We start from the raw sequence: 21,283 nt of genomic DNA, 5'->3' as shown, positions 1-21,283 counted from the left end.
AACCCGGATGTCCCGCACGGTAGACATCGCCGGAGCCGCCTGCGAGCGAAGTCGTCGCAATGACACCGAACGGCCTATTGGGCACCGGAAGTTTCCGGAAGTCGGTAACAACGCCCGCCGAATGCGCGACACTGGGGACGTCCATCCGCCAATACCGAAACCGTGGAGAGCGCGTGGGTCGGGTGACGTTCCAGCAACTGCGCCGCGATGGTGCCTTTCCCCTGCTCGGGACGTTGTTCGGGGACCGGTCGTCGGTGCTGGCACTGCTGGAGGACGCCGGTGTGCCGGCGGCGGGCGTGCCGCCGCCGGACTCTCTGCCGCCCGAGCAGTTCTGGCGGGAGGTGTGCCGCCGGATCGATCACGGCGGATTTCCACTCGACTTGGAAAAGCTCCTGCTCGCGGCGGCCGAGTGGTATCCCGGAAATGCGGAACTGCGGCGTCTGCTCGCCGGTTCCGGACCGGGCCGCGCGCTGTGCCTCCTGGCGTCTCCCACTAATGCGGCGCGAGTTCGGTTGGAAGTCGAGCACCGCACCATTCTGGAGGCGTCCGCACAATTGCGGAATTTGTCGGTAGTGGTGAACCCGGCGACCCGGGTCGGCGACATCGTGCCCGCGTTGTTGGCCGCCCAACCCGACCTGGTCCACTTCGCCGGGCACGGCACGCCCGACGGCAGCCTGCTGTTCGAGGACGACGCCGGCCGGGCCGCCCCGGTCGCGGTGGAAGACCTCGCGCGGACCTTCGCCGTCCTGGACGAGCTGCGCTGCGTCCTGCTCAACTCCTGCTACACCGCCGCCTACGCCCACGCGCTGCGGTCGCGGGCGGAAGCGGTGGTCGGCTCCACGATCCCGCTGGGCGACGCGTGCGCGACCGCGTTCACCCGCGGCTTCTACACCGCGCTGGGCCACGGCGGCACGCTGCGCCGCGCCTACGACGCCGGACTGGCCGAGATGGGGCTGCGCGGCTGCCCGGTGTCCGGCATGCGCTACCAGGAGGGCACCGCATGACCCGGCACCCCGAGGCCTCGCAGCCCGAGACTGGGCAGCCGGAGACCTCGCACCCCGACACCGAGCAGCCGGAGACCTCGCAGCCCGAGGGCGAGCGCTCGACCGGGCAGCCGGCCGCCGAGGACGGTTTCACCGAAGGGCTGCGCCGGGGCGTGGACCGCACCAACTCCGGTGTCGACGGGCCGGCGGTCACCACCGCGAACTCGTTCTGGGTCGCGGGCGGGCAGCAGGTGTGCCCGGTGTGCCGGCACACCTTCCGGGTCAACGACCGCGTCCACGTCCAGCACGCCACCGCCGACGGCGCGGCCCGGGTCGTGCACGCGAGCGAGGAACTGCCGTGCCACGGCGACGCGACCGCCGGGCAGCGGGACGACCCCGCGCTGGCCACCGAGTTCTACGCCGCCATCGACCGGCTCGACGCGCTCAACCAGGTCGCCCAGCGGCTCAACCCGGGCTCGTGGATGGTCGCGAACCTGCCCAAGCGGGTGCGCTGCGCGGGGTGCGGGCACAGCCTGCGGCCGTTCGAGGCGGTCGTGCTGTGCCCGTGCGACGAGACCGCGCCCAAGTGCAAGCTGCCCGTCCACCACGACCCCGCGCGCGGCCTGGACTGCCGGGACCGCTGGCTGCTCAACAAGAAGCTGGCGCACTGCCCGATGAGCTACCGGAAGAGGTGACGCGGTGGCCGACCGCTACGCCCGGCACGCGCTGGTCCCGGGGTGGGACCAGGCGGCCCTGGTGCGCGCGGAGGTCGTCGTGGTCGGCGTCGGCGCGCTGGGCACCGAGGTCGCGCGGCTGCTCGGGCAGGCGGGGGTGGGCCGGCTGGTGCTGTGCGACCCGGACGTGGTCAGCGAGTCGAACCTGAGCCGGGGCGCGCTGTTCCGCGCCGCCGACGTGGGGCGGCCCAAGGTCGAGGCCGCCGCCGAGGCGCTGGAGGTCATCGCGCCGGACACCGTCGTCGATCCCCGGCACGCCGAACTGGCCGCCGCGGCCGGCCTGGGCGAGCTGCGGTCGGCGGCGCTGGTGGTGAGCTGCCTGGACAGCCTGGCCGCCCGGCTGCGGCTGACCACCCGGTGCAACCTGGTCGGGGTGCCGCTGCTGGACGGCGGCACGTCGCCGTGGGGCGGCGAGGTGCGCTACCACGCCGCCGGCGACGCGTGCTTCGGCTGCGGGCTCGGGGCCGCCGACCGGGCCGCCACCGACGACCCGTGGAGCTGCGCGGACCTGGCGCGGCCCCGGCACCGGGGCGCGTCCGCACCGATCTCCGCCCTGGTCGCGGCGTGGATGACGACCACCGCCCTGCGACTGCTGTTCGGCCTCCGCTCCGGCACGACCGTCGTGCGCGTGGACCCCGTGCGCGGCGCGGCGCACCCGGTCCGCCTCGACCGGGACCCGGCGTGCCCGTTCCACGAGACCGTGACCGGGGTCGTCCCGTTGGCGCACAACCACTTCGGCACCGCCGGGGACGTGCTCGCCGCCGTGGACGCCGACGAGGTCGCCCTGACCTGGACCCCGTTCCCGGTCGACGGCCGCACCAGCGTGCACCTGCGCGACGCGCCGCCGGGCGCGCGCCTGGCCGACCTGGGCGTCGCGCCCCGCGAGCTGCTGCCCGTCGTCACCCCCGGTTCCGCCGGTCGGCTCCGCTACCTGGAGCTGGCCCCCACCGGCGAAGGAGCACCATGAGACAAGAGCTGGCCCGCGACCTCGCGGCGATCTTCGACACCGAGGAACCCGCCCGGGAGTTCCTGCGCGAGGCGGGCTACCCGGCCAGCCGGATACCGCCGTTCACCTCCAACGCGCGGGCGTTCTGGCTCAACGTGGTCGGCGAGCTGGAGCGCGGCATCATGGCCAACGGCCCGGAGGCCGTCGTGCGCACCGCGCTGAGCTGGTACCCCGACAACGACCTGCTCGCCAAGTGGCTGGCCGAGCTGACCGGTGGCGCCGCGGAGACCCCGCAGGACACGCCGACCACCGCGGGGTCGGCCACCGCCACCGAGGCCGGGCCGCGCCTGGAGGACAGCGGGCCGTGCTTCGTGCTCTACGCCATCACCTCCGACCAGCACTCGGCGTTCGTGGACGCGGTGCGCGCGGTCGCCGGGCCCGAGGCCGAACTGCTCTACACGACGCCGCACGTGTCCGCGGTGCGCATCCCCGACCCCGGCCAGCGGGCCGACCAGATGGTGGCGGCCGTGCAGCAGGAGCTGTCCCAGCGCGGGTCCAACGCCACGGTGAACTACGAGCGGCACCCGTTCCGGCCCTACCTGATCGCGAGCCTGGTCGTGCAGGGACCGGACGGCCAGCCCTACGAGCTGCGCGCGGTGCCCGCCTCCACGCTGGTGTCCGACATCCCGTTCGCCGTGCTCAGCCAGTACGACGACGAGGCCGTGCGCAACCGGCGCGGCGAGTTCCCGCGCACGGTCGTGGACGTCGTCGGCGCGGACGGCCAGACCCGCAGGCTCGACCCGAACCAGACGCTGCACGAGGCCGGGGTCCGCGACGGCGACGCCATGCAGGTGGCCGCGCAGGCCACGGCCGGCTCGACCCAGCGGTGGCAGCAGTGGGTCGAGCGGGCCAGCGCCCAGATCGAGGCCTACGCGCGGCGGCACGACGAGTTCGACATCGTCAAGACCAACAGCCGCCAACTGCCCACCCAGTTCACCATCCGGATCACCACCACCGGGTTCGCGCTGCCCGAGGACGCCGACCCCTACCGGCCCGAGCCGGTCGAGGTCGGGCAGCACGAGGTGCTGATCGCGCTGGACCGCGAGTTCCCGCGGGAGGCGCCGCTGGTGCTGTGGCAGTCGCCGGTGTTCCACCCCAACATCGCCCGGCTGCCCGGCCCGCTGCCCAAGGGCGCGGTGTGCCTGGGCGCGCTGATGGACGCCTACCGGCCGGACCTGGACTTCGCCGAGCTGTGCGGGATGCTCGTGGACATCGCGGGCTACCGCAACTACGAGGTGCTCGACCCCGACGAGGAGGGCGAGGGCTACTTCGACCGCCAGGCCGCCCGGTGGGCCCGGTCCGCGGCGGGGCAGGACGCCATCGAGGCCATCGGCGGGCGGCGGGTGCACGAGCTGGCCCGGGAGACCGCGGACCACGAGCGGGCGCCGATGCCGTTGACCGTGCGGGCGTGGGGCGTCGAGGGATGACCATCGCCGAGGTGATGCTGTTCAAGGGCGACCGGCCCCGGCCGCGCTACTTCGGCCGCCTGTCGCTGGAGCCGCTGCTGCGCGAGGCGCTGGACGAGTCGGACGAGGACGTCACGTTCGTGCTGGTGTTCCACCAGGTCGGCGAGGAGCAGGCGGCCGAGGACGGGCTGGTGAACCTGCTGCCCGACTTCGGCGAGTTGGACGTGCTGGCCGTGCGCGGCAAGCAGATGGTGTACCGGCGCAAGTTCGGGGTGGGCGCGCTGCTCGGGCCCGTGCTGCGGCGGCTGGTGGACCGCCTGGACGCCGACGAGCGGCACTGGTCGTTCCGGATCAGCCACCCCGTGCTGGACGGCGAGCGCAGCTACCGCAAGGCCCCGTCGATCGAGGGCGCGGTGGACGTGAACCTGCACCGCCCCACCAGCCAGCCGCTGTTCACCATCAACAAGGTCGAGGAGCCGGCGGTCGCGGAGGTGCGGCCCGCCGACCACGGCATGCCCGAGGAGTACCTCACCCCCATCAACGTGCTGATGACGCCCGGCACACACGCGTTGCTGCTCAGCGACCTGCCGCTGTCGCAGCGGATCGAGGAGGGCGGCTTCTTCCTCGGCACGGTCCGCGCGATCGCCGGCGGCGAGACCCGCTACCTGGTGGAGATCACGGCCGTGACGCCCGCGCAGAGCTCGGGCGCGGGCAAGGGGCACTTCACGTTCACCGCGGACTCGTTCGCCGCCGTCAACCAGCTGCGCGCCGAGCGCGGTCAGGGCGAGGAGCTGGTCGGCTGGTACCACACGCACCTGTTCGAGGCGGGCACCGGCCTGGGACTGTCCGATGTGGACCTCGACCTGCACTTCGCGACGTTCCGCAGGCCGTGGCAGGTGGCCGGGCTGCTCAACGTGACCAAGCACAGACGGGTGCTGCGCTTCTACGGCCGCCAGGACAACGACATGAGGGCTTGCACCCAGTGGATCAGACATGAGCGCGACAGATACCTCCCTGCGGGTGTTGGAGTGGACGACGAGTGACCGGGCCGGCCAGCCGCCGCGCGGCGACCTGGGCGCGCCCGCGGAACTGGCGCGGCCGGGTCCGGACGTGCTGGCCGCCGTCGGCCGGCTGGTCGCCGTCACCAGCGCGAAGCTGCGGTTGAGCGGTCCGCCGCTGGGCGACGCCCGGCCGGCCGGGGTCGGCGCGGCGCTGCTGTGCGCGGCGGTGGGCGGGCGGCAGCGGCGGTCGGTGGCGGTCGGGTTGGTCGAGGCCGTGCCGATGCCCAGGTCCGGCGCGGACCTCGTGGCGCACTACGGGGTCTCGGTGCGGTGCGCGGGCGCGTTGGACGCCGGGTTGCGGGAGGTGGTGTTGGCGCGGTCGCCGTTGCACGCCCTGTTCGAGGTGCCCGCGCCGGCCGAGGAGCACGAGGTGGAGGCCGTGCTGGACCTGGCGATCGACGACCCGCCCGCGCGCCGCGCCGCCGTGCTGCGGCTGGCCGACGTGCCCGCCACGCCCGCGCAGGGCCGGTGGCGCGGCGAGCTGTTCGAGCGCTTCCGGTTCCGGGACCGGGCGTTCGTGCTCGACGTGTACGAGGCCGCGATGACCTACTACGGCGACGCGCACCGGGCGCGGCTGCGGGAGGCCGAGGAGGACGGCGGCGAGCTGCTGGTGGCCACGGTTCGGTGGTGGCAGGCGCTGGCGTCGGTCGAGCGGGCCCACCGGCGCGACCTGCGCGCGCGGCCCGCGTTCACCGGCTACCTGGACGGCATCCGGTTCCACTGGAGGTACCGATGAGCGAACCGATCAGCCTGCGGGTGGTCATCGAGCAGCCCGAGACGCGGGTGGACGTGCTGGGCGAGGCGCCGAGCGCGCCGGTGGCGGCGGTCCTGGCCCGGCACCGGTGCATGCTGGTCGAACCGCTGCGCCCCGATCAGGCCACCCTGCCGCTGCACGACTTCGACCTGGAGTTCCAACTGCGCTCCGACCTGACGCCGGGGACGGTCCTGCACCCGCCGGCGCCCGAGGTCGCACCGCCGCAACCACCGCCACAGCGACCGCCGGAACCCAGCGCGCCGTCGCCGCGGCACCCCGAGAAGATCACCGAGGAGCAGGCCACCCAGCTCGCCCACGGCGTCGAGATCGAGGCGGCGGCCTCGCTGCTGCGCGCCGACCAGTCCGTGCTGATCACGTGCGAGAAGATCCTGGTCCCCCACCTGGCCGAGCACATCGTCCGCCGCGCCGGGCGCGACCCGCGGCTGCTGGAGGCCGACGGCGAGCAGGAGAGCCAGCCGCCGGTCGCCGGGTTCCCCGCGCCGCCCGCGACGCTGCGCCAGCGCCTGCTGTCGCGCCTGCGCGACCTGGTCCGGGAGATCAAGGACCGCCAGGTCCTGGTCGTGCCGCACCTGGACCTGCTGGGCGGCGGCCAGGACGGCGCGCTGTCCAACGAGTCGCGCGAGCTGATCGAGCTGCTCTACTCCACCCACGGCTCCCGCTGCGTGCTGCTGGCGTTCGCGGACCCGTCGCTGCCGGTGCCCGAGGTGCTGGCGTCCCGGTTCAGCACCCGCATCGCCATCGAGGGCACGCCCCGGCTGGTCCGCCTGCACACCGGCGAGGAACTGCCCTCCCAGACCGCGTTGATCACCCGCGAGGAGGCCGCGCACTTCTCCGTCCGGGAGAACACCGACCTCTACAAGTTCCTGGCGGGCCTGAGCCCGGTCCGGTTGCGCCAGGCCATGCGGTACGCCCACCAACAGCACGAGGGCAACCCGCAGGCGACCGTGGCCGAGCTGCGCGACACCATCCGGGCGTTCAAGGCGCAGCAGTCGTCCAGCTTCGAGATCCCGGACGTCAGCTGGGACGACATCGGCGGCTACGACGACGTGAAAGCCGCCCTCGAACGCACCCTGCACATCATGAACATGTCCCGCGCGCTGCCCGACGAGGACCAGCACCTGCGGGCCGAGCTGACCCCGCGCGGCTTCGTCTTCTACGGCCCGCCGGGCACCGGCAAGACGCTGTTCGCCAAGGCGGTGGCGAACAAGTTCAACGCCACCATCCAGATCGTGTCCGGCCCGGAGGTCACCAACAAGTTCGTCGGCGAGGGCGAGCGCCGCATCCGCGAGCTGTTCGCCGAGGCCCGCCGCAACGCGCCGTCGGTCATCGTGTTCGACGAGTTCGACTCGATCGCCGCCCGCCGGGGCAGCGGCGACGACGGCGGCAGCCGCGCGGGCAACGCGATGGTGGCCCAGATCCTCACCGAGATGGACGGGTTCCGCCCGGACGTGCAGATGCTGGTGATCGGCACGACCAACCGGCTGGAGCTGATCGACTCGGCGCTGCTGCGCCCGAGCCGGTTCGCGAGCTTCCCGATCGACCTGCCCGACGAGTACGCCCGCCGCGACATCATCCGCGTCCACGCCCGCCGCTACCGCATCCCGGTGGACGGGTTCGCCGAGGCTCTGGTGCGGGCCACCGTGGACTGGAACGGCGACGAGATCCGGGCCCTGTTCCGCGACGCGTTCGTGGCCGCCAAGTACGAGGGCAGACCGCCGACGCCGACCCAGCTCGGCGAGCTGGTGGGCCGGCACCAGATCAGCCGCAAGCGGGAGCACGTGGGTCGGGGGCGCGTGTGAGCTGGCCCGAGGAGACCACCCGGACGGTCAACCTGCTGGCCGCCGTGGAACGCAAGCTCGACGGCTGGTTCGTCGGGCGGGGCGCGGCCGTGCGGCTGATGGTGCTGGCCGCGGTGTGCCAGGAGCACCTGCTGCTCATCGGCCCGCCGGGCACGGCCAAGACCGACCTGATCTCGCGGTTCTGCGGCCTGGTGAACGCCTCGCAGTTCCGCTACCTGCTCACCCGGTTCACCGAGCCGTCGGAGATCTTCGGGCCGCTGGACTTCCAACAGTTCCAGGCCGGCACCTACCGCGTCCGCACCACCGGGATGCTGCCCGAGGCGGACATCGTGTTCCTGGACGAGGTCTTCCAGGGCAGCAGCGCCATCCTGAACACCCTGTTGGCGGTGCTCAACGAGCGGTCGTTCGACAACGGCGGCACGCGGCAGCACGCGCGGCTGGTGAGCCTGTTCGGCGCGTCCAGCGAACTGCCCGACGACCCGGCGCTGCTCGCGTTCGCCGACCGGTTCCTGTTGCGGCTGGAGGTCGAGCCGGTGGCCCGCATCCGGCTGCACGAGCTGCTGGACCGGGGCTGGCAGCACCAGACCGAGCAGCTGGGCGGCGGCGGCGTGAACACCTCGCCGCTGGTGTCGGTGTCCGACCTGGGCAAGCTGACCCGGCAACTGCGGCACGTCCGGCTCACCGACGTCCGCTCCCGCTACGCCGACGTGGTGGCCGAGCTGGTCGCGCGCGGCGTGGCGCTGTCGGACCGGCGGATCGTGCGCGGCCTCAAGCTCGTGGCCGGCGCGGCCCTGCTGCGCGGCGCGGAGGTCGCCCAGCCGCGCGACCTGTGGCCGTTGCGGCACATCTGGACCGAGCCCGGCGACGCCGAGGTGACCAAGGGCGTGCTGGACGACCACCTGGGCGCGGTCGAGGACGGGTCCGGGGGCCGCTCGGTCACCGCGCTGCTCGAACTGGCCCACCAGCGGGTGCGGCAGCTCGACGACTACCCGGCCGGCGCCGACGGCTCGGCGGTCATGACCACCCTGCGCGTGCTCAACCAGGAGGTGCTGCAACCCCTGCAACGCGGGCACCCGCGGGAGCACGCGGCCATCGACACCGTCCGCGGCCTGATCAACCAGGTCACCCAACGGCTGCGCCAGCCGAGCTAGGAGCGGGAACCATGTGCAATCCACGACGGGTCCGGGTGCGCGCGACCCGGGTCGTCTCCGAGCAGTGGCGGACCGAGGTCGTCCGCACCGCGCGGGCGGCGGGCACCGTGGCCGGCGAGGCCACGCTGACCCGCTCGCTGCGCACCCTGCTGGCCCGGCCGCTGCTGGTCGCGTTCGAACGGGCGCTGGCCGAGGACCCCGAGTGGGAGCTGGTGGACGGGGACTACCACCACCGGGTGCCCGACGGGCTCGTGGTGTACCGGCCGGCCACCGGCGACCTGGAGATCTCCGTGCGGCTGACCGCGGCCGTCGAGGTCGAGGGTTCGGCGACGCGGGTCGAGTCCGGCGAGGTCACCGACGAGGTCGAGACCGAGCAGGAAGGCCTGTGGTACGAGGACGAGTGGATGGGCCGCACCCGGCGGAAGGCCGAGGAGGAGGCCGGCCGCGCCGCCGAGCGGATCGCCGACGAACTCGCCGAGCGGCGGCGGGAGGCGTTGCGGCGGGAGGCCGAGGAGCAGGCCCGGCTGCGGCGGGAGCACGGGACGTCCGCCGCCGAGGCCGACGCGCGGGCCGACGCCGACCGCAAGCTCGACGAGGAGTCCCGGTTGCGGGAGCGGGAACTGCGCTCGGCCGCGCAGCAACGGCTGGAGGAGGTCCACGAGCGGACCATGCGCGGCGTGCAGCGGGCGATGGTGGCCGGCGTGCAGGGCGCGATCACCGAGTTCGCGCACCGCAACGGGGCGCAGAACTTCGTGGTGCGCGAGGAGGACGGCGTGGTCGAGATCCAGTTCGAGATGGAGTCGTGAGGCCGTGCGGGTCAGGGTGAGCTTGCGCATCAACGCCGAGACCGGCGAGGTGGAGCTGTTCCAGGTGGACGACCTGGGCGCGGTCCGCGAGGGCGAGGAGCACGACGCCGTCCACGACGAGATCGCCCACCGCGTCGGCCGCGTCCTCGACCCGCGGCCGCTGGTCGAGGAGGAGCTGTCGGCCGGGCGGCCCGTCGTGGAGGCGTGGGCGCCGCAGGAGGACGACGGCGAGCGGGGCCGGTCGACCGAGACCCGGGAGAACGGGTGACCGACGCCCGGCGGCTCCTCGAACGCGCGGCCGACTGCTACGAGCAGGCCGGGCTGCCGTTGGAGGCCGCCCGCTGCCGGGAGCGCGCGGGCACGCTGCACCCGGCGGCCGTGCTCTACGAGCGGGGCGGGGACCTGGAGCGGGCCGCCGACTGCTACGCGCGGGCCCGGCTGGTGCCCGAGGCGGTGTCGTGCTGGCTGCGGCTGGGGCGGGTCGAGGAGGCGGCGGGCTGCTGGGAGCAGGCGGGTGACGTCGTGTCGGCCGCGTGGATCCTGGTGACGGCCGCGCGCAACACCGCGCGGGCGCGGTGGCTGGTCGAGGGCGACCGGGCCGAACCGGGCGTGCGGCGGACGATCGTGCGGGCGCTGTGCCGGGCGTTGGAGGGTGGCGGGCACTCGGCGTTGCGGGAGGCGTTGGCGGCGCTGGACCACCGGCAGTGGGGCACGCCGCAGCGGTGGGCGGTACAGGCGGCGGACCTGGTCGGGCGGCCGGACCTGGCGGCGCAGGTGTTCGCCGACGCGTTCGCCGGTGGGCACCCGGCGGTGCTGGCGGAGTGGCGGGAGTGGGCCGAGCGCGCGTTGGGCGGCACGGCCGGGTTGCCCGGGGGTGCGGCGTGATCTGGGACCGCATGCGCCGCAAGAAGGCCGACGAGCCCGCCGCCCCGCGCCCGCCGCTGTTCGACGTCCGGCGGGTGGAGCCGCCGGACGACCTGCTCCTGGTGCCGATCGACCTGAGCCGGCTGCCCGCGGAGACGTTGGCGCTCATGGGCTTGCCGCTGGACGGGTCGCGCCCGGCGGACTGGCCCGGCGAACTGCCGTGGCCGCCCGAGGTGCCGCCGGAGGTGCTGTGGCTGCTGGACCCGACCGCGCCCCGGCCGGCGAAGCTGCCGCCGGACCTGCCGTGGCCGCCGGACCTGCCGCCGGACCTGCTGTGGACCTTCGACCCGGACGGGCCCCCGCCGCCGGGGTGGCCGGCGGACGTGCCGTGGCCGCCGGAACCCGCGTGGCCGGGCCCGCCGCCGGCACCTGCCCCTGAGCCACCGCGGAACCAGCCGTGGTCGCCGCCCGGCCAGCCGCAGAACCGGCCCCGGACGCCGCAGGGCGCGCCGCCCGGTCAGCCCTGGTCGCCCGCCGGTCCGCCAGGTCCACCCGGTCAGCCGTGGTCGCCGCCCGGTCAGCCGTGGTCGCCCGCCGGGTCGCCGCCGGACCCGCGTGCCGCCCAGCCCGGCGCGGCGTGGGGGCCGCCGCCGGACGTGCGCGGGCGGGGTCCCGGCGGGTACATCGGCGATGTCCGGCCGTTGCGGCGCGAGCCCGCGCCCGAGCCGGGCCCGTCCCCCGCGCCGGCCGCCCCCGGCGCCCGGGTGGCGCGGTTCCGCGGGGATGCCGCCGCGCTGGCCTTCGTCGGCGCGTTGGAGGACCAGGCCGTCCGCTGCCACCGCGCGCCGGACGGGACCGTGTGCGTCCCCGTCGCCGCCGCCGCCGAGGAAGCCGCCCTCGCGCTCGGCGGCCTGGTCGGTCCCGCGCCGGACAGCGCCGGCTGGTCCGTCGTCACCCTCGCCGAGCTGGCCGCGTCGGTGGACGTCCCGCCGACCGGGCCGGACCGCGCCGAGGTCTCCGTGCTGACCCCGGGTCTGCTCGCGGCACCGCTCGTCCGGTCCTTTTTGGACAGTTCGGTGCCGGTGACCGTCACCGCGGTGGAACTCCACCGGGGCGGGGACGTCCGGCCGGCGGTGCTGCTCCGGCTGGGCGGCGGGGACCCGTTGCCGAAGTCGTTGCTGCGCACCACTTCCGCCCTCCCGGACACCGTCGTGTGCCGCGAAATCGGCCCGTCCCTCCTGGTGGACCACCGCGCCCGCTACCCGGTCGACGACGACGTCCTCGCCGCGTCCGTCCCCGCCGGCCACCGGTGGGTCGTGACGTCCGACGGGTCCGGGGTGTGGGACGTGGTGGTGACCGCGCGCGAGACCACGCCGACCCTCGACCTGCCCGTCACCGCTCCCCCGCGACACGCTGCGCCCCGCGTGGACGCGGTCACCATCGCCATCGCCCTCGCGCGCGACGACACCACCGCCGACCGCGTCGACGCGACCCTGGTCACCGACGACGACCTCCCCGCCCTGCGCGTGTTCCTCGCCCACGGCCCCGCCCGCGAAGCGCTGCACGTCGTCCCCGGACCCGGGCGGCACCTGCTGGTCGAACCCGGCGGCACCACCGACCCCGTCCCGTTCGGCGTCCCGGTCGCGCGGTTCGGCTCGGACGGCCTGTACCTGGAGTCCGGCACGACCCTGCGCCCCCGACCGCCGGCCGGCGCCCTGGTCGAGCACTTCGGGCTGGCCCGCGGCACGGTCGTGGTGGCCACCGCGGCGGGCGCGTTCCGGTTCCGCGCGGAGGACGCCGTCCCGGCCTGGGCGCTGTGGCTGGAGGACCCGCCCGAGGTGCGCGACGGGCTGTCCCCGGCGGCGGAGGCGTTGTTGGCGCGCCTGGCGGACGTGGCCCGGCCCAAGCCGGACGCCGTCGGCGCGCCCGGGCACGACCCCGCCCGGCGGGTCGGGCTGGTCTCGGCCGCGACCCGGCTGGAGCTGTCCGGCGACCTCGCGGCGGCGGCCCGGCAGCTGGAACTGGCGGGCGACTTCTACCGCGCGGCCCGGCTGTACGAGCAGGCCGCCGAGGGTGCCGGCTGATGGACGCCGACCTCGTCGCGGCGGTGCCGTGCACGGCCCGGGGCGTGGCCGTGTCGCCGGACGCGGGCGCGTTGCTCGCGGTCAGCCGCGCGGGCGTCGAGCTGGTGGACCTGACCGGCACACCGGTGTGGGCGCGGCGGATCGACGTCGCCGACGAGCACCCGGTCGAGGTGCAGTGGGCCGCCGACGGGCACGACCCGGTCGTGCTGGCCAACCGCGTCGCGCACGCCCTGGACCCGGACACCGGCGCGGCCCGCCGCCTGCCGCCGGGCGTCGGCGACCGGGACGACGTCACCGCGCTGGCCCTGGACAGCACCGGCCGGCTGCTCGCCCTGGGCACCGCGTCCGGCGAGGTCGTCGTGCTCGACCGCCGCACGGCCGTGGTCACCCGCCACGAGACCGGCGGCCGGGTCAACGCCCTGGCCTGGCGGCCCGGCGAACCGGCGCTGTGCGTGGCGGTGCCGAACGCGTTGCAGTGGTGGGACCTCCCGCGCCAGGCCATGCTGCGCAGCATCGGCACGACCACCCACCCGGTGGCGCGGTTGGCATGGTCGCCGGATGGGAGCCTGGTCGCCGCCGCCGGCACGCGGGACGTGTTCACCATCGACACCGCGTCCTGGCGCGGCCTGGACCGCCGCGACCTCGGCGGCCGGCGTTCCCCGGTCGCGCTCGGCTTCACCCGCAGCGGCGCGCACCTGCTGGTCGGGTTCGGCGACGAGGTCGCGGTGGTGGACCGGCAGCTGGACCTCGTCCGCACGCTGCCGGCGGCGTTGCGGGAGGCGGGCGGGCTGCACGTCGGCGGGTCCGGCGCGGTCGCCGTGCGGGCCACGCCGGACGAGGTCCGGGTGTGGCGGATGCCCGACACCGAGCCGACCCCCGACCGGGCGGCGGCGACCGCGGCGGTGAAGCGGTGGGCCGTGCGGGCGGCGCGCAGCGTCGGGCGGGACCGGGCGGTCGACGGCGGCGTGCTCGCGGTGCGGTCGGACGTGCTGGTGCCGGCCGGCGACGACCGGTGGGGCCCGGGGTTCGCCTGGCTGGACGGGTCGTACGTGGTGCAGGACGCCGACGGGCGGGTGGTGCGGACCGGGGACCCGGCGGAGGAACCGCTGTGGGCGGCGGACGTGCCCGCGGTGGCCGGTGGCGTGCTGGACGTGGAGGCCGGCGGGGTCCTGGGCGTAGCGGGCGGCTTGCTGGGCGTGGCGGCCGGCGGCGTGCCGGGTGTGGCGGCCGGCGGGCTCGTGGCCGTCGCGTTCCACCACTCCGAGGCGGACACCGTGCTGCTGCTGGACGCGGGCACCGGGCAGCGGGTCGCGTCGGTGCCCGGGGGCCAAGGGCCGGCGTGGTCGCCGGACGGGCGGTTCCTGGCGGTCCCCGGGCCGGGGGCGACGCCCGACCACGTGCTGGTCCACGCCGTGCGCCGGGGCGCGCCGGAGGGTCGGCCGCGGGTGCTGCCCGCCCGGCAGGGCGTCGGCCGGGTCGCCTGGTCGCCCGACGGGCGGTGGCTCGCGGCGAGTTCCGGGCGGCGGGTCGTGGTGTGGGACACCGAGAGCTGGGAGCGGGTGCCCGGACCCGCGGAGACGCCCGGCAGGTCGCCGTTCGGGCCGGTCGCGTGGTCGCCGGACGGGCGGTGGCTGGCGGCGGCGGACTCCGGCGTGACCGTGTGGGACGTGGTGACGTGGCAGGCCCGGCGGGTGACCGGAGCCGGGCGGGCGCGCGGGTGGGCGCCGGCGCTGACGTGGTCGCCGGACTCCGCGATGCTCGCGTTCCCCGGCGCCGGGGCGGGGACGGTCGCGTTGTGGGACGTGACGGCGTGGAAGGTGGCCCGGGTGCTGCCCCGGCCGGACGGGGTCGGGGACGTGTGGGCGGTCCGGTGGTCCGCGGACGACGAGATCGGCGTCGGGTACGCGGGCGGGCTGGTGCTGCGGTGGCGGCTGGACGTGGAGGTCGAGCGCGGCGCCTCGCCGTTGCCGTTCGACGTGGGGGTGCTGACCTCGCTCGGCGTGGTGACCGCGCGGGCCGGCGCGGCGGTCGCGTTGGCCACGGTCGCGGACCTGCTGGCCGTGGTGGCGGGGCGGGACGACGGGCGGTTGGGGTGGTTGCGCGGGCACGCCGGGGTGGTGGCGTTGCGCGGGCTGCGGTGGCCGGTGGCCGCGCTGGTGGGGGTCGTGGTGCTGTTGGCGGCGGAGTTGCCGCCGCAGAACGGGTTCGAGCCGCCCGCGGAGGCGTTCGAGGACGAGTTGGCGGGCGCGTTGGGCGCGGCGCTGGCGGCCCCGGCGGCGGACCCGGTGCGACCCGAGGTGCCGTTGGCAGCGCTGGTCGGCGTGCTGGACGGCGTGGACGACCGGTTGTTGACGATGCTCGGGTTGTTGGGGCCGGAGGCGGTGGCGGCGGAACCGTTGCTGCCGGTGCGGATGCGGGCGTTGCGCGAGCGGTTGTGGGCGCTGGACGCCGGGCAGCGGCGGTTGCTGGGGCTCCGGCTGACCACCCGGGCCGCCGGGCGGGCGCAGGGGGCCGGGCTCGGCGAGCGGGCCGGGTTGGCGCGGCACGGCGCGGTGAACGCGCTGGTGCCGACGCAACTGGCGTTGCCGGAGCTGTTGGGGCTGCGGTACACGCGCGGCGAGTTGCTGTACCGGACGCGGCAGGGCGCCTTGCCGCCGGTGCTGCGGTCGGCGGTGCTGGTCCTGGACGACAGCCCCGCCGCGCACGGGCAGGTCGGGGTGACGTTGCGGATGGTGGCGCACCTGGTCGCTTCGGCGTTGGTGGACGACCGCCACCGGTGCGCGGTGGTGCGGATGGGTGACCCCGGGGCGGCGGTTTTTCTGGGACGGGCGCAGGATTTGACCGCGTTGTGGACGGGTGGGTCGGTGCGGCGGGCCGAGGTGGGGGCGGCTTTGCGGACGGCGGAACGGGTGGCTGACGGGTTGGCTGACCCGTTGGTCGGGCCGGCTTGGGTGTTGGTGTTGACGCAGGAGTTCGAGGAGGTGCCGGAGCGGGCTTCGTTGCGGTGCATCCGGGTTCGGTATCCCGGGCGGGCCGGGGTGAGCGGGTTGACGCTGCCATGTGACGCTTCGGCTGAGGAAGTGTTGGACGTGGTGGTCGCTGCGCTGGCTGGGTAGGGGCGCTTCGCGCCCTCAAGATCACAAGCGCCTCGCCGGCGGGCTGACCACCGATGGGGGGGTGAAGGGCGTCGGTTCCTCCACTTGTGGCTGGGCCACCGCGCGCTTCGCGCGCGAAGAGCCGCGCTGCGCGCGGAGGGCGGCGTGTGGAGCTAGCCGCAGAGCATCTGTTCGATGGTCTCCGGGGACAGGGACTCCAGGAGCTTTTCGATCAGTTCGGGGCGCAGGGCGTCGCCCAGGATGGTGATTTCGCCGTTCTCCACGCTGATGCGCAGGCGGACCAGGCCGCCGGTCGGGTGGTCCGCGTACTCCTCCGGCTGGACCAGGTCCGGGAGGCTGTCCACGAATTCGTAGTTCGTCATCGCCAGATCCCTTGGATTGTGGTGGCGCAGTTCGGGCAGGTGCCGTCGGCCAGGTCGTTGCGGGCCAGACCCCAGATGGTTCGGTGGATGACCGGGGTTCGGCAGGTCGGGCAGTGGGTGTTGCGGCCTTCTTCGGCCAGTGCTCGTTCCACGTACACGTGGTGCAGGCCTGCCTTGTGGCCGATGGCTCGGGCTTCGGCCAGGGCGCTCGGGGTGGTCGGGTTGTCCTGCGTGCGGCGGTAGGTGGGGGTGAAGCGCAGCAGGTGCCACGGGATGGCGGGGTCGATGGCCGCTATGAACTCGGCGATGGCGGCCAGGTCTTGTGGGTCGTCGCAGATGCCTGGGATCAGCGGGGTGCTGATCTCCAGCCAGACGTTCTTGGCGTGCAGTGTGCGGATGGTGTCCAGGACCGGGGTGACGGGCGCGCCGGTGAGCTTGTGGTGGCGGGTGTCGTCGGTGCCCTTGATGTCGATGTTGACGGCGGTCAGGGCGGGGGCCAGCAGGTCCGCGGCCTGCGGGGTGAGGAAGCCGTTGCTCTTCCAGAGGATCCTGGCGCCTTGGGCGGCCAGGTCCAGGGTGAGTTCGGCGGCCAGGGAGGGTTCCGAGTAGGAGAGGGCGACGAACGCGTCTCGGGCCAGCGCGTCGCGGGCGATCTCCGGGGCGTCCACCGGGGTCGCGGACCAGGTGTCGTGGTCGCGGCCGTACTGGGAGATGCGGTGGTTGACGCAGTAGTCGCAGCGGAACGTGCAGCCGGGGGCCGCGAGCGTCACGGTCTGCGCGCCGGGGCGGACGTGGTAGAAGGGCTTGCGCTCGACCGGGTCCAGGTGGCGGACGGACGTGGCCCGGGTGGCGGTTTCGCCGGTGTCGCCGTCGCGGCGGCGGACCTTGCACGCGCCCACCTGGCCGTCGGCGAGGGAGCAACCGGTCGGGCAGAGGGTGCACAGGAGCCGGTTGCCGGAGGGTTCGAAGAGGACCGCCGGGGACCACGTCGCCTCGGATCGCTCCACCCCGCGATGATGGCACGGCCGGTCCCGGGTGAAGCCGCTGTCGCGCGGCTTCACCCGAAAGGCCGAGAGCGGTGTTACGGGGTCACGCCGAACTGGTTGGCCAGGTCGGTGAGCATCGCGTTGGCGCCCTGGAGGCTCACGGCGGTGAACCACGTGGTGTCGTTGACGTCCACGATCTTGCCCTTCAGGGTGCCCCACAGCGGGTTGGCCTGGAACTTCGCCTTCGGGTCCTCGGCGTTCTTCGTCTCGTCCTGGTACGCGGCGACGAAGATCAGGTCGGCGTCGAGCTTGGTGATCTCCTCCTGGCTGAGGTTCACCGAGATCTTGTCCTTGACGTCCGGCTGGCCGTCCGGGCGGCCGATGCCGGCGTCGCCCATGACGATGCCCGGGTAGGAGGCGCTGCTGTAGAGGCGGACGGTCGGCTCGCCCTCGACGAAGCGGACGACGGAGACCTTCGGCTCCTTGCCGAGCTTCTTCGCGATGTCCTCGCCGATGCGCTTGGCGCGCTTCTCGTAGTCGGCGATCTTCTGCTCCGCCAGGCTCTCCTTGCCCAGGGCCTTGGCGAGCAGCCGGATGTTGTCCTTCCAGCTCGCGCCGGTGGTCTGGCTGAACACCGTGGGCGCGACCTTGGTGAACTGGTCGTAGAACTTCTCGTGGCGGACCTTCGCCGACACGATCAGGTCCGGCTTGATGTCGTAGAGCTTCTCGACGTCCGGGTTCTCCAGCGGACCGACCTGCTGCGCGCCCTCGCCGTACTTGCGGTCGTCGCCGAGGTAGTCGGGGAGCTGGTCGTAGTTGCGGTACTTCGTGTACGCGACGACCTTGGCCTCCAGCGCGAGGGCCGCGTCGACGTAGCTGGAGTCGAGGGCGGCCACGGTCTGCGGCTGGGTGTTCAGGGTCGCGGTGCCCATCACGTGCTCGACCGAGCGCGGGTAGCCCGGCGCGGCGCTGGTGCTGGTCTGCGTGGAGGCTTTGTCACTCGCCGTGCACGCGGTGAGCGCCAGCAATGCGGTGGATGCGGCTAGGGCGACTCGCCAAGGTGTCGTCATGTGGGCACTCTCTCTGCGCTTAGGCTTACCTAACGGACCTTAAGATGACGTCCGTCCGAAGTGGAAGTCGGAGTTACCCAGACGACAGGGAGAACCGGTGTGACGGTGGTGGCCAGGGCCGGTCTTGCCGGTCGCCGGCGGCGCCGGGTCGTGGGGCTCGCGGTGCTCGTGGCGCTGCTGCTGGCCGTGTGCGCTGCGAGTATCACGTTCGGTGCGCGGACGATCCCGCTCGGTGCGGTGTGGGACGCGCTCGTCCGTCCGAACGGGACGGAGACCGACATCATCGTGTGGTCGCTGCGCGTGCCGCGCACGGTCATGGGTGTGCTGGCCGGGTTGGCGCTGGGCGCGGCCGGGGCGTTGATGCAGGGGCACACGCGCAACCCGTTGGCCGATCCTGGGTTGCTGGGGGTCACGCAGGGTGCGGCGTTCGGGGTCGTGTTCGCGGTCGTCGTGCTGGGCGTGGACCGCCTCTACGGGTTCATCTGGTTCGGGTTCCTGGGCGCGATGGTCGCCAGCGTCGCGGTGTTCCTGCTGGGCGCGGTCGGGGGGCGCGGGGCCACGCCGGTGACGCTGGCGTTGGCCGGCGCGGCGGTGAGCGCGTTGCTGTACGGGCTGATCGCGGCGGTCGTGCTGGGCAACGAGCAGGGCATGGAGATCTACCGGTTCTGGCGGGTGGGGTCCATCGCCGGGCGGGACTTCGGGCTGGTGGGGCAGATCGTGCCGTTCCTGGTGGCGGGGTTGGTGCTGGCGGTGGTCAACACGCCGGGCATGAACACGCTCGCGCTGGGTGAGGACGTGGCGACCGCGTTGGGGCAGCGGGTCGTGCGGACGCGGGTCGTCGGGGTGGTGGCGATCACGTTGCTGGTGGGCGCGGCGGTGGCCGCGTGCGGGCCGATCGCGTTCCTGGGGTTGGTGGTGCCGCACCTGGCGCGGGCGGTGACCGGGCCGGACTACCGGTGGCTGGTGCCGTTCTCGGCGTTGCTGGGCGCGGTGCTGTTGCTGGTCGCGGACGTGCTCGGGCGCGTGCTGACCGGGGACAGCTTCGAGGTGGGGATCCTGCTGGCGATCATCGGCGCGCCGGTCTTCATCGTGCTCGTGCGGCGGAAGGGACTGGCCCGCATATGAAGGTTGTCGCTGCCGGGCCGGTGGCCTGGAAGGTCCGGCCGCGGGTCGTCGCGGTCGCGGTGGGGGCGTTCGCGTTGCTGGTCGCGGTGGCCGCGGTCAACATCGGGATGGGCAGCTCGCGCATCGGCGTGGTGGACGTCCTGGAGACGCTGCTCGGGGGCGGGACCGCTCGCGAGCGCGGGATCATCTTCGACCTGAGGCTGCCCCGGACGTTGACCGGCGTGCTGGTCGGTGCGGCGCTGGGGTTGTCGGGTGCGTTGTTCCAGTCGTTGGCGCGCAACCCGTTGGCCAGCCCGGACGTGCTCGGCATCACGTGGGGCGCGGGGGCCGCGACCGTCGCGGTGATCGTGCTCGGCGGGTACCGGGGGCAGGTCAGCGGGGCCGTCAGCGCGATCGGGGTGCCGGTCGCGGGGTTGGTCGGCGGCCTGGTGGCCGGGGTGCTGCTGCACGCCTTGTCGTGGCGGCGCGGGATCGACGGGTACCGGATGGTGTTGATCGGCATCGGGTTGTCGGCGATCGGGTACAACACCGTGTACTGGTTGCTGACCATCGGTGACGTCAACGACGCGGCGCGGGCGGTGACGTGGATCGTGGGCAGCCTGTCCGAGGCGTCCTGGGACGCGGTCGGGCCGGTGTTGCTGGCGTTGGCGTTGCTGGTGCCGGTGACGTTGGTGTGCGGGCACACGATCGGCGGCTTGCAGTTCGGGGACGAGACCGCGCGCGGGCTCGGGATCCGGGTGGACGCGGCGCGCGGGACGTTGCTGTTGCTGGGCGCGGCGTTGGCGGCGGTCGCCACGTCGGCGGCGGGCCCGATCACGTTCGTCGCGCTGGCCACGCCGCAGATCGCGGTGCGGCTGACGCGCTCCCCGCAGCCGCCGTTGGTGGGGTCGATGCTGATCGGGGCGTTGCTGACGGTGTCGGCGGACCTGGTGACGCGCTTGGTGATCCCGGACCTGCCGGTGGGCGTGCTGACGGCGATCCTGGGCGCGCCCTACTTGATCTTCTTGTTCATCCGGAGCCGCCGGGAGGCGCGAGCGTGAACGTCCGTTTGAGTGCCCAGTCGCTTCGGTTGGGCTACGGCGAGAGTGTCGTGGTCGACGACCTGAGCGTGGACGTGCTGGACGGCACCGTCACGGCGATCATCGGCCCGAACGGGTGCGGGAAGTCGACGCTGCTGCGGGCGCTGGCGCGACTGCTGCGCCCGACGTCCGGATCGGTGCTGCTGGACGGCAAGGAGATCGACCGGCTGCCGACGCGGGACGTGGCCCGGGTCGTCGGGCTGCTGCCCCAGTCACCGGTGGCGCCGGAGGGCCTGACCGTAGCGGACCTGGTCGCGCGGGGACGGCACCCGCACCAGCGGTGGTACCGGCAGTGGTCTTCGGCCGACGAGGAGGCCATCGAGCGCGCGTTGGTGTTGACCGGCATGGCGGAGTTGGCCGACCGGCAGGTTGATCACCTGTCGGGTGGGCAACGGCAGCGGGCGTGGATCTCGATGACGTTGGCACAGGAGACCGACCTGTTGCTGCTCGACGAGCCGATCACCTACCTGGACCTGGCACACCAGATCGACGTGCTGGACCTGGTGCACCGACTGCACCGGGAACGCGGGACGACGGTGGTCATGGTGTTGCACGACTTGAACCTGGCTGCGCGGTATGCGGACACGCTGGTGGCCATGCGAGGCGGGAAGGTGTTGGCGCATGGGACACCGGAGGAGGTGTTGACGGAGCCGATGTTGGACGAGGTGTTCGGGTTGGCGGCGAAGGTCATCCCGGACCCGGTGTCCGGCACACCCCTGGTGATCCCGATCAGCGCCCACCTCGCACCGTAGCCACACCTCAGCGCCGCAGGCGCGCTCAACGGGCTGCCAAGCCAAGGAAGGGCCTCGGTTCGTTCCCCGTACGGCCTGGGCGCAGCCCAACCGCGCTTTGGTCTTCTCCGCAACCAGCTTTTCC

The 21,283-nt window shown here is 74.1% G+C and carries 19 protein-coding genes; 16 read left to right on the top strand and 3 right to left on the bottom strand.

Going from position 1 to position 21,283, the window contains the following annotated elements; all coding sequences use genetic code 11:
• Positions 1-173 precede the first annotated feature (173 nt).
• Genes AB0A74_RS17030 through AB0A74_RS16970 form a run of 13 tightly spaced genes read left to right on the top strand, consistent with a single transcriptional unit; the run spans position 174 to position 15,785 of the window.
• Positions 174-1,004: an effector-associated domain EAD1-containing protein gene (locus AB0A74_RS17030; RefSeq protein WP_358250344.1), complete on the top strand. Its 831-nt coding sequence runs from the start codon at positions 174-176 to the stop codon at positions 1,002-1,004.
• The gene (locus AB0A74_RS17025) at positions 1,001-1,678 is read left to right on the top strand and encodes a hypothetical protein (protein ID WP_358250342.1); all 678 of its coding nucleotides are present in this window, start codon (positions 1,001-1,003) and stop codon (positions 1,676-1,678) included. The genes AB0A74_RS17030 and AB0A74_RS17025 overlap by 4 nt, the downstream gene beginning before the upstream one ends.
• Before the next feature lie 4 nt (positions 1,679-1,682).
• A complete protein-coding gene (locus tag AB0A74_RS17020) occupies positions 1,683-2,684 on the top strand; it encodes a ThiF family adenylyltransferase (protein ID WP_358250340.1) in 1,002 nt (333 codons plus the stop codon).
• The gene (locus AB0A74_RS17015; protein WP_358250338.1) at positions 2,681-4,150 is read left to right on the top strand and encodes an effector-associated domain EAD1-containing protein; all 1,470 of its coding nucleotides are present in this window, start codon (positions 2,681-2,683) and stop codon (positions 4,148-4,150) included. Before AB0A74_RS17020 ends, AB0A74_RS17015 begins: the two co-directional genes overlap by 4 nt.
• Positions 4,132-5,172: a JAB N-terminal domain-containing protein gene (locus AB0A74_RS17010; RefSeq protein WP_358250337.1), complete on the top strand. Its 1,041-nt coding sequence runs from the start codon at positions 4,132-4,134 to the stop codon at positions 5,170-5,172. Before AB0A74_RS17015 ends, AB0A74_RS17010 begins: the two co-directional genes overlap by 19 nt.
• A complete protein-coding gene (locus tag AB0A74_RS17005) occupies positions 5,123-5,926 on the top strand; it encodes a hypothetical protein (RefSeq protein WP_358250335.1) in 804 nt (267 codons plus the stop codon). Before AB0A74_RS17010 ends, AB0A74_RS17005 begins: the two co-directional genes overlap by 50 nt.
• Complete coding sequence (locus AB0A74_RS17000) at positions 5,923-7,764, top strand: ATP-binding protein (protein ID WP_358250333.1); 1,842 nt, start codon at positions 5,923-5,925, stop codon at positions 7,762-7,764. The genes AB0A74_RS17005 and AB0A74_RS17000 overlap by 4 nt, the downstream gene beginning before the upstream one ends.
• A complete protein-coding gene (locus AB0A74_RS16995; RefSeq protein WP_358250331.1) occupies positions 7,761-8,915 on the top strand; it encodes an AAA family ATPase in 1,155 nt (384 codons plus the stop codon). Before AB0A74_RS17000 ends, AB0A74_RS16995 begins: the two co-directional genes overlap by 4 nt.
• Positions 8,916-8,926: 11 nt before the next feature.
• Positions 8,927-9,721 carry a hypothetical protein gene (locus tag AB0A74_RS16990; RefSeq protein WP_358250329.1) on the top strand — a complete coding sequence of 265 codons (795 nt, stop codon included), beginning with the start codon at positions 8,927-8,929 and terminating at the stop codon, positions 9,719-9,721.
• Between the two features lie 4 nt (positions 9,722-9,725).
• Complete coding sequence (locus tag AB0A74_RS16985; RefSeq protein ID WP_358250327.1) at positions 9,726-9,989, top strand: hypothetical protein; 264 nt, start codon at positions 9,726-9,728, stop codon at positions 9,987-9,989.
• Positions 9,986-10,606, top strand: coding sequence for a hypothetical protein (locus AB0A74_RS16980; protein WP_358250325.1), 621 nt, complete (start codon positions 9,986-9,988; stop codon positions 10,604-10,606). Before AB0A74_RS16985 ends, AB0A74_RS16980 begins: the two co-directional genes overlap by 4 nt.
• Positions 10,603-12,669: a hypothetical protein gene (locus AB0A74_RS16975; RefSeq protein WP_358250323.1), complete on the top strand. Its 2,067-nt coding sequence runs from the start codon at positions 10,603-10,605 to the stop codon at positions 12,667-12,669. The genes AB0A74_RS16980 and AB0A74_RS16975 overlap by 4 nt, the downstream gene beginning before the upstream one ends.
• The gene (locus AB0A74_RS16970; RefSeq protein WP_358250321.1) at positions 12,669-15,785 is read left to right on the top strand and encodes a WD40 repeat domain-containing protein; all 3,117 of its coding nucleotides are present in this window, start codon (positions 12,669-12,671) and stop codon (positions 15,783-15,785) included. The genes AB0A74_RS16975 and AB0A74_RS16970 overlap by 1 nt, the downstream gene beginning before the upstream one ends.
• 152 nt (positions 15,786-15,937) lie before the next feature.
• Here the strand turns inward: AB0A74_RS16970 and AB0A74_RS16965 are convergent, their stop codons facing one another.
• The 3 genes from AB0A74_RS16965 to AB0A74_RS16955 all read right to left on the bottom strand — a co-directional run bounded on the left by AB0A74_RS16965 (position 15,938) and on the right by AB0A74_RS16955 (position 18,203).
• Positions 15,938-16,147, bottom strand: a complete 210-nt coding sequence (locus AB0A74_RS16965) for a radical SAM-modified peptide, FtsH ternary system-associated (protein WP_358250320.1) — start codon at positions 16,145-16,147, stop codon at positions 15,938-15,940.
• Positions 16,144-17,154: a radical SAM protein gene (locus tag AB0A74_RS16960; RefSeq protein WP_358250319.1), complete on the bottom strand. Its 1,011-nt coding sequence runs from the start codon at positions 17,152-17,154 to the stop codon at positions 16,144-16,146. The genes AB0A74_RS16965 and AB0A74_RS16960 overlap by 4 nt, the downstream gene beginning before the upstream one ends.
• 74 nt (positions 17,155-17,228) lie before the next feature.
• Complete coding sequence (locus AB0A74_RS16955) at positions 17,229-18,203, bottom strand: iron-siderophore ABC transporter substrate-binding protein (protein ID WP_358250317.1); 975 nt, start codon at positions 18,201-18,203, stop codon at positions 17,229-17,231.
• Between the two features lie 99 nt (positions 18,204-18,302).
• On the opposite strand from AB0A74_RS16955, the gene AB0A74_RS16950 reads away from it, so the two are divergent.
• Genes AB0A74_RS16950 through AB0A74_RS16940 form a run of 3 tightly spaced genes read left to right on the top strand, consistent with a single transcriptional unit; the run spans position 18,303 to position 21,159 of the window.
• Positions 18,303-19,328: an iron chelate uptake ABC transporter family permease subunit gene (locus AB0A74_RS16950; RefSeq protein ID WP_358250315.1), complete on the top strand. Its 1,026-nt coding sequence runs from the start codon at positions 18,303-18,305 to the stop codon at positions 19,326-19,328.
• Positions 19,325-20,368 (top strand): iron ABC transporter permease, encoded by a 1,044-nt coding sequence (locus tag AB0A74_RS16945; protein ID WP_358250313.1) that lies wholly within the window; start codon positions 19,325-19,327, stop codon positions 20,366-20,368. Before AB0A74_RS16950 ends, AB0A74_RS16945 begins: the two co-directional genes overlap by 4 nt.
• Positions 20,365-21,159 carry an ABC transporter ATP-binding protein gene (locus AB0A74_RS16940; protein WP_358250311.1) on the top strand — a complete coding sequence of 265 codons (795 nt, stop codon included), beginning with the start codon at positions 20,365-20,367 and terminating at the stop codon, positions 21,157-21,159. The genes AB0A74_RS16945 and AB0A74_RS16940 overlap by 4 nt, the downstream gene beginning before the upstream one ends.
• Positions 21,160-21,283: the final 124 nt, after the last annotated feature.

Origin of the sequence: Saccharothrix sp. NPDC042600 (assembly GCF_040647305.1) — a bacterium.
GTDB lineage: Bacteria > Actinomycetota > Actinomycetes > Mycobacteriales > Pseudonocardiaceae > Actinosynnema > Actinosynnema mutabilis.
This window is presented reverse-complemented; position numbering and strand designations above follow the sequence as displayed.

Excerpts from the sequence above, each read along its gene's own strand:
- AB0A74_RS16945 (WP_358250313.1), top strand. The coding sequence starts at position 19,325 with ATGAAGGTTGTCGCTGCCGGGCCGGTGGCCTGGAAGGTCCGGCCGCGG.
- AB0A74_RS16970 (WP_358250321.1), top strand. The coding sequence starts at position 12,669 with ATGGACGCCGACCTCGTCGCGGCGGTGCCGTGCACGGCCCGGGGCGTG.
- AB0A74_RS17025 (WP_358250342.1), top strand. The coding sequence starts at position 1,001 with ATGACCCGGCACCCCGAGGCCTCGCAGCCCGAGACTGGGCAGCCGGAG.
- AB0A74_RS16965 (WP_358250320.1), bottom strand. The coding sequence starts at position 16,147 with ATGACGAACTACGAATTCGTGGACAGCCTCCCGGACCTGGTCCAGCCG.
- AB0A74_RS17000 (WP_358250333.1), top strand. The coding sequence starts at position 5,923 with ATGAGCGAACCGATCAGCCTGCGGGTGGTCATCGAGCAGCCCGAGACG.
- AB0A74_RS17015 (WP_358250338.1), top strand. The coding sequence starts at position 2,681 with ATGAGACAAGAGCTGGCCCGCGACCTCGCGGCGATCTTCGACACCGAG.
- AB0A74_RS17005 (WP_358250335.1), top strand. The coding sequence starts at position 5,123 with ATGAGCGCGACAGATACCTCCCTGCGGGTGTTGGAGTGGACGACGAGT.
- AB0A74_RS16990 (WP_358250329.1), top strand. The coding sequence starts at position 8,927 with ATGTGCAATCCACGACGGGTCCGGGTGCGCGCGACCCGGGTCGTCTCC.
- AB0A74_RS16955 (WP_358250317.1), bottom strand. The coding sequence starts at position 18,203 with ATGACGACACCTTGGCGAGTCGCCCTAGCCGCATCCACCGCATTGCTG.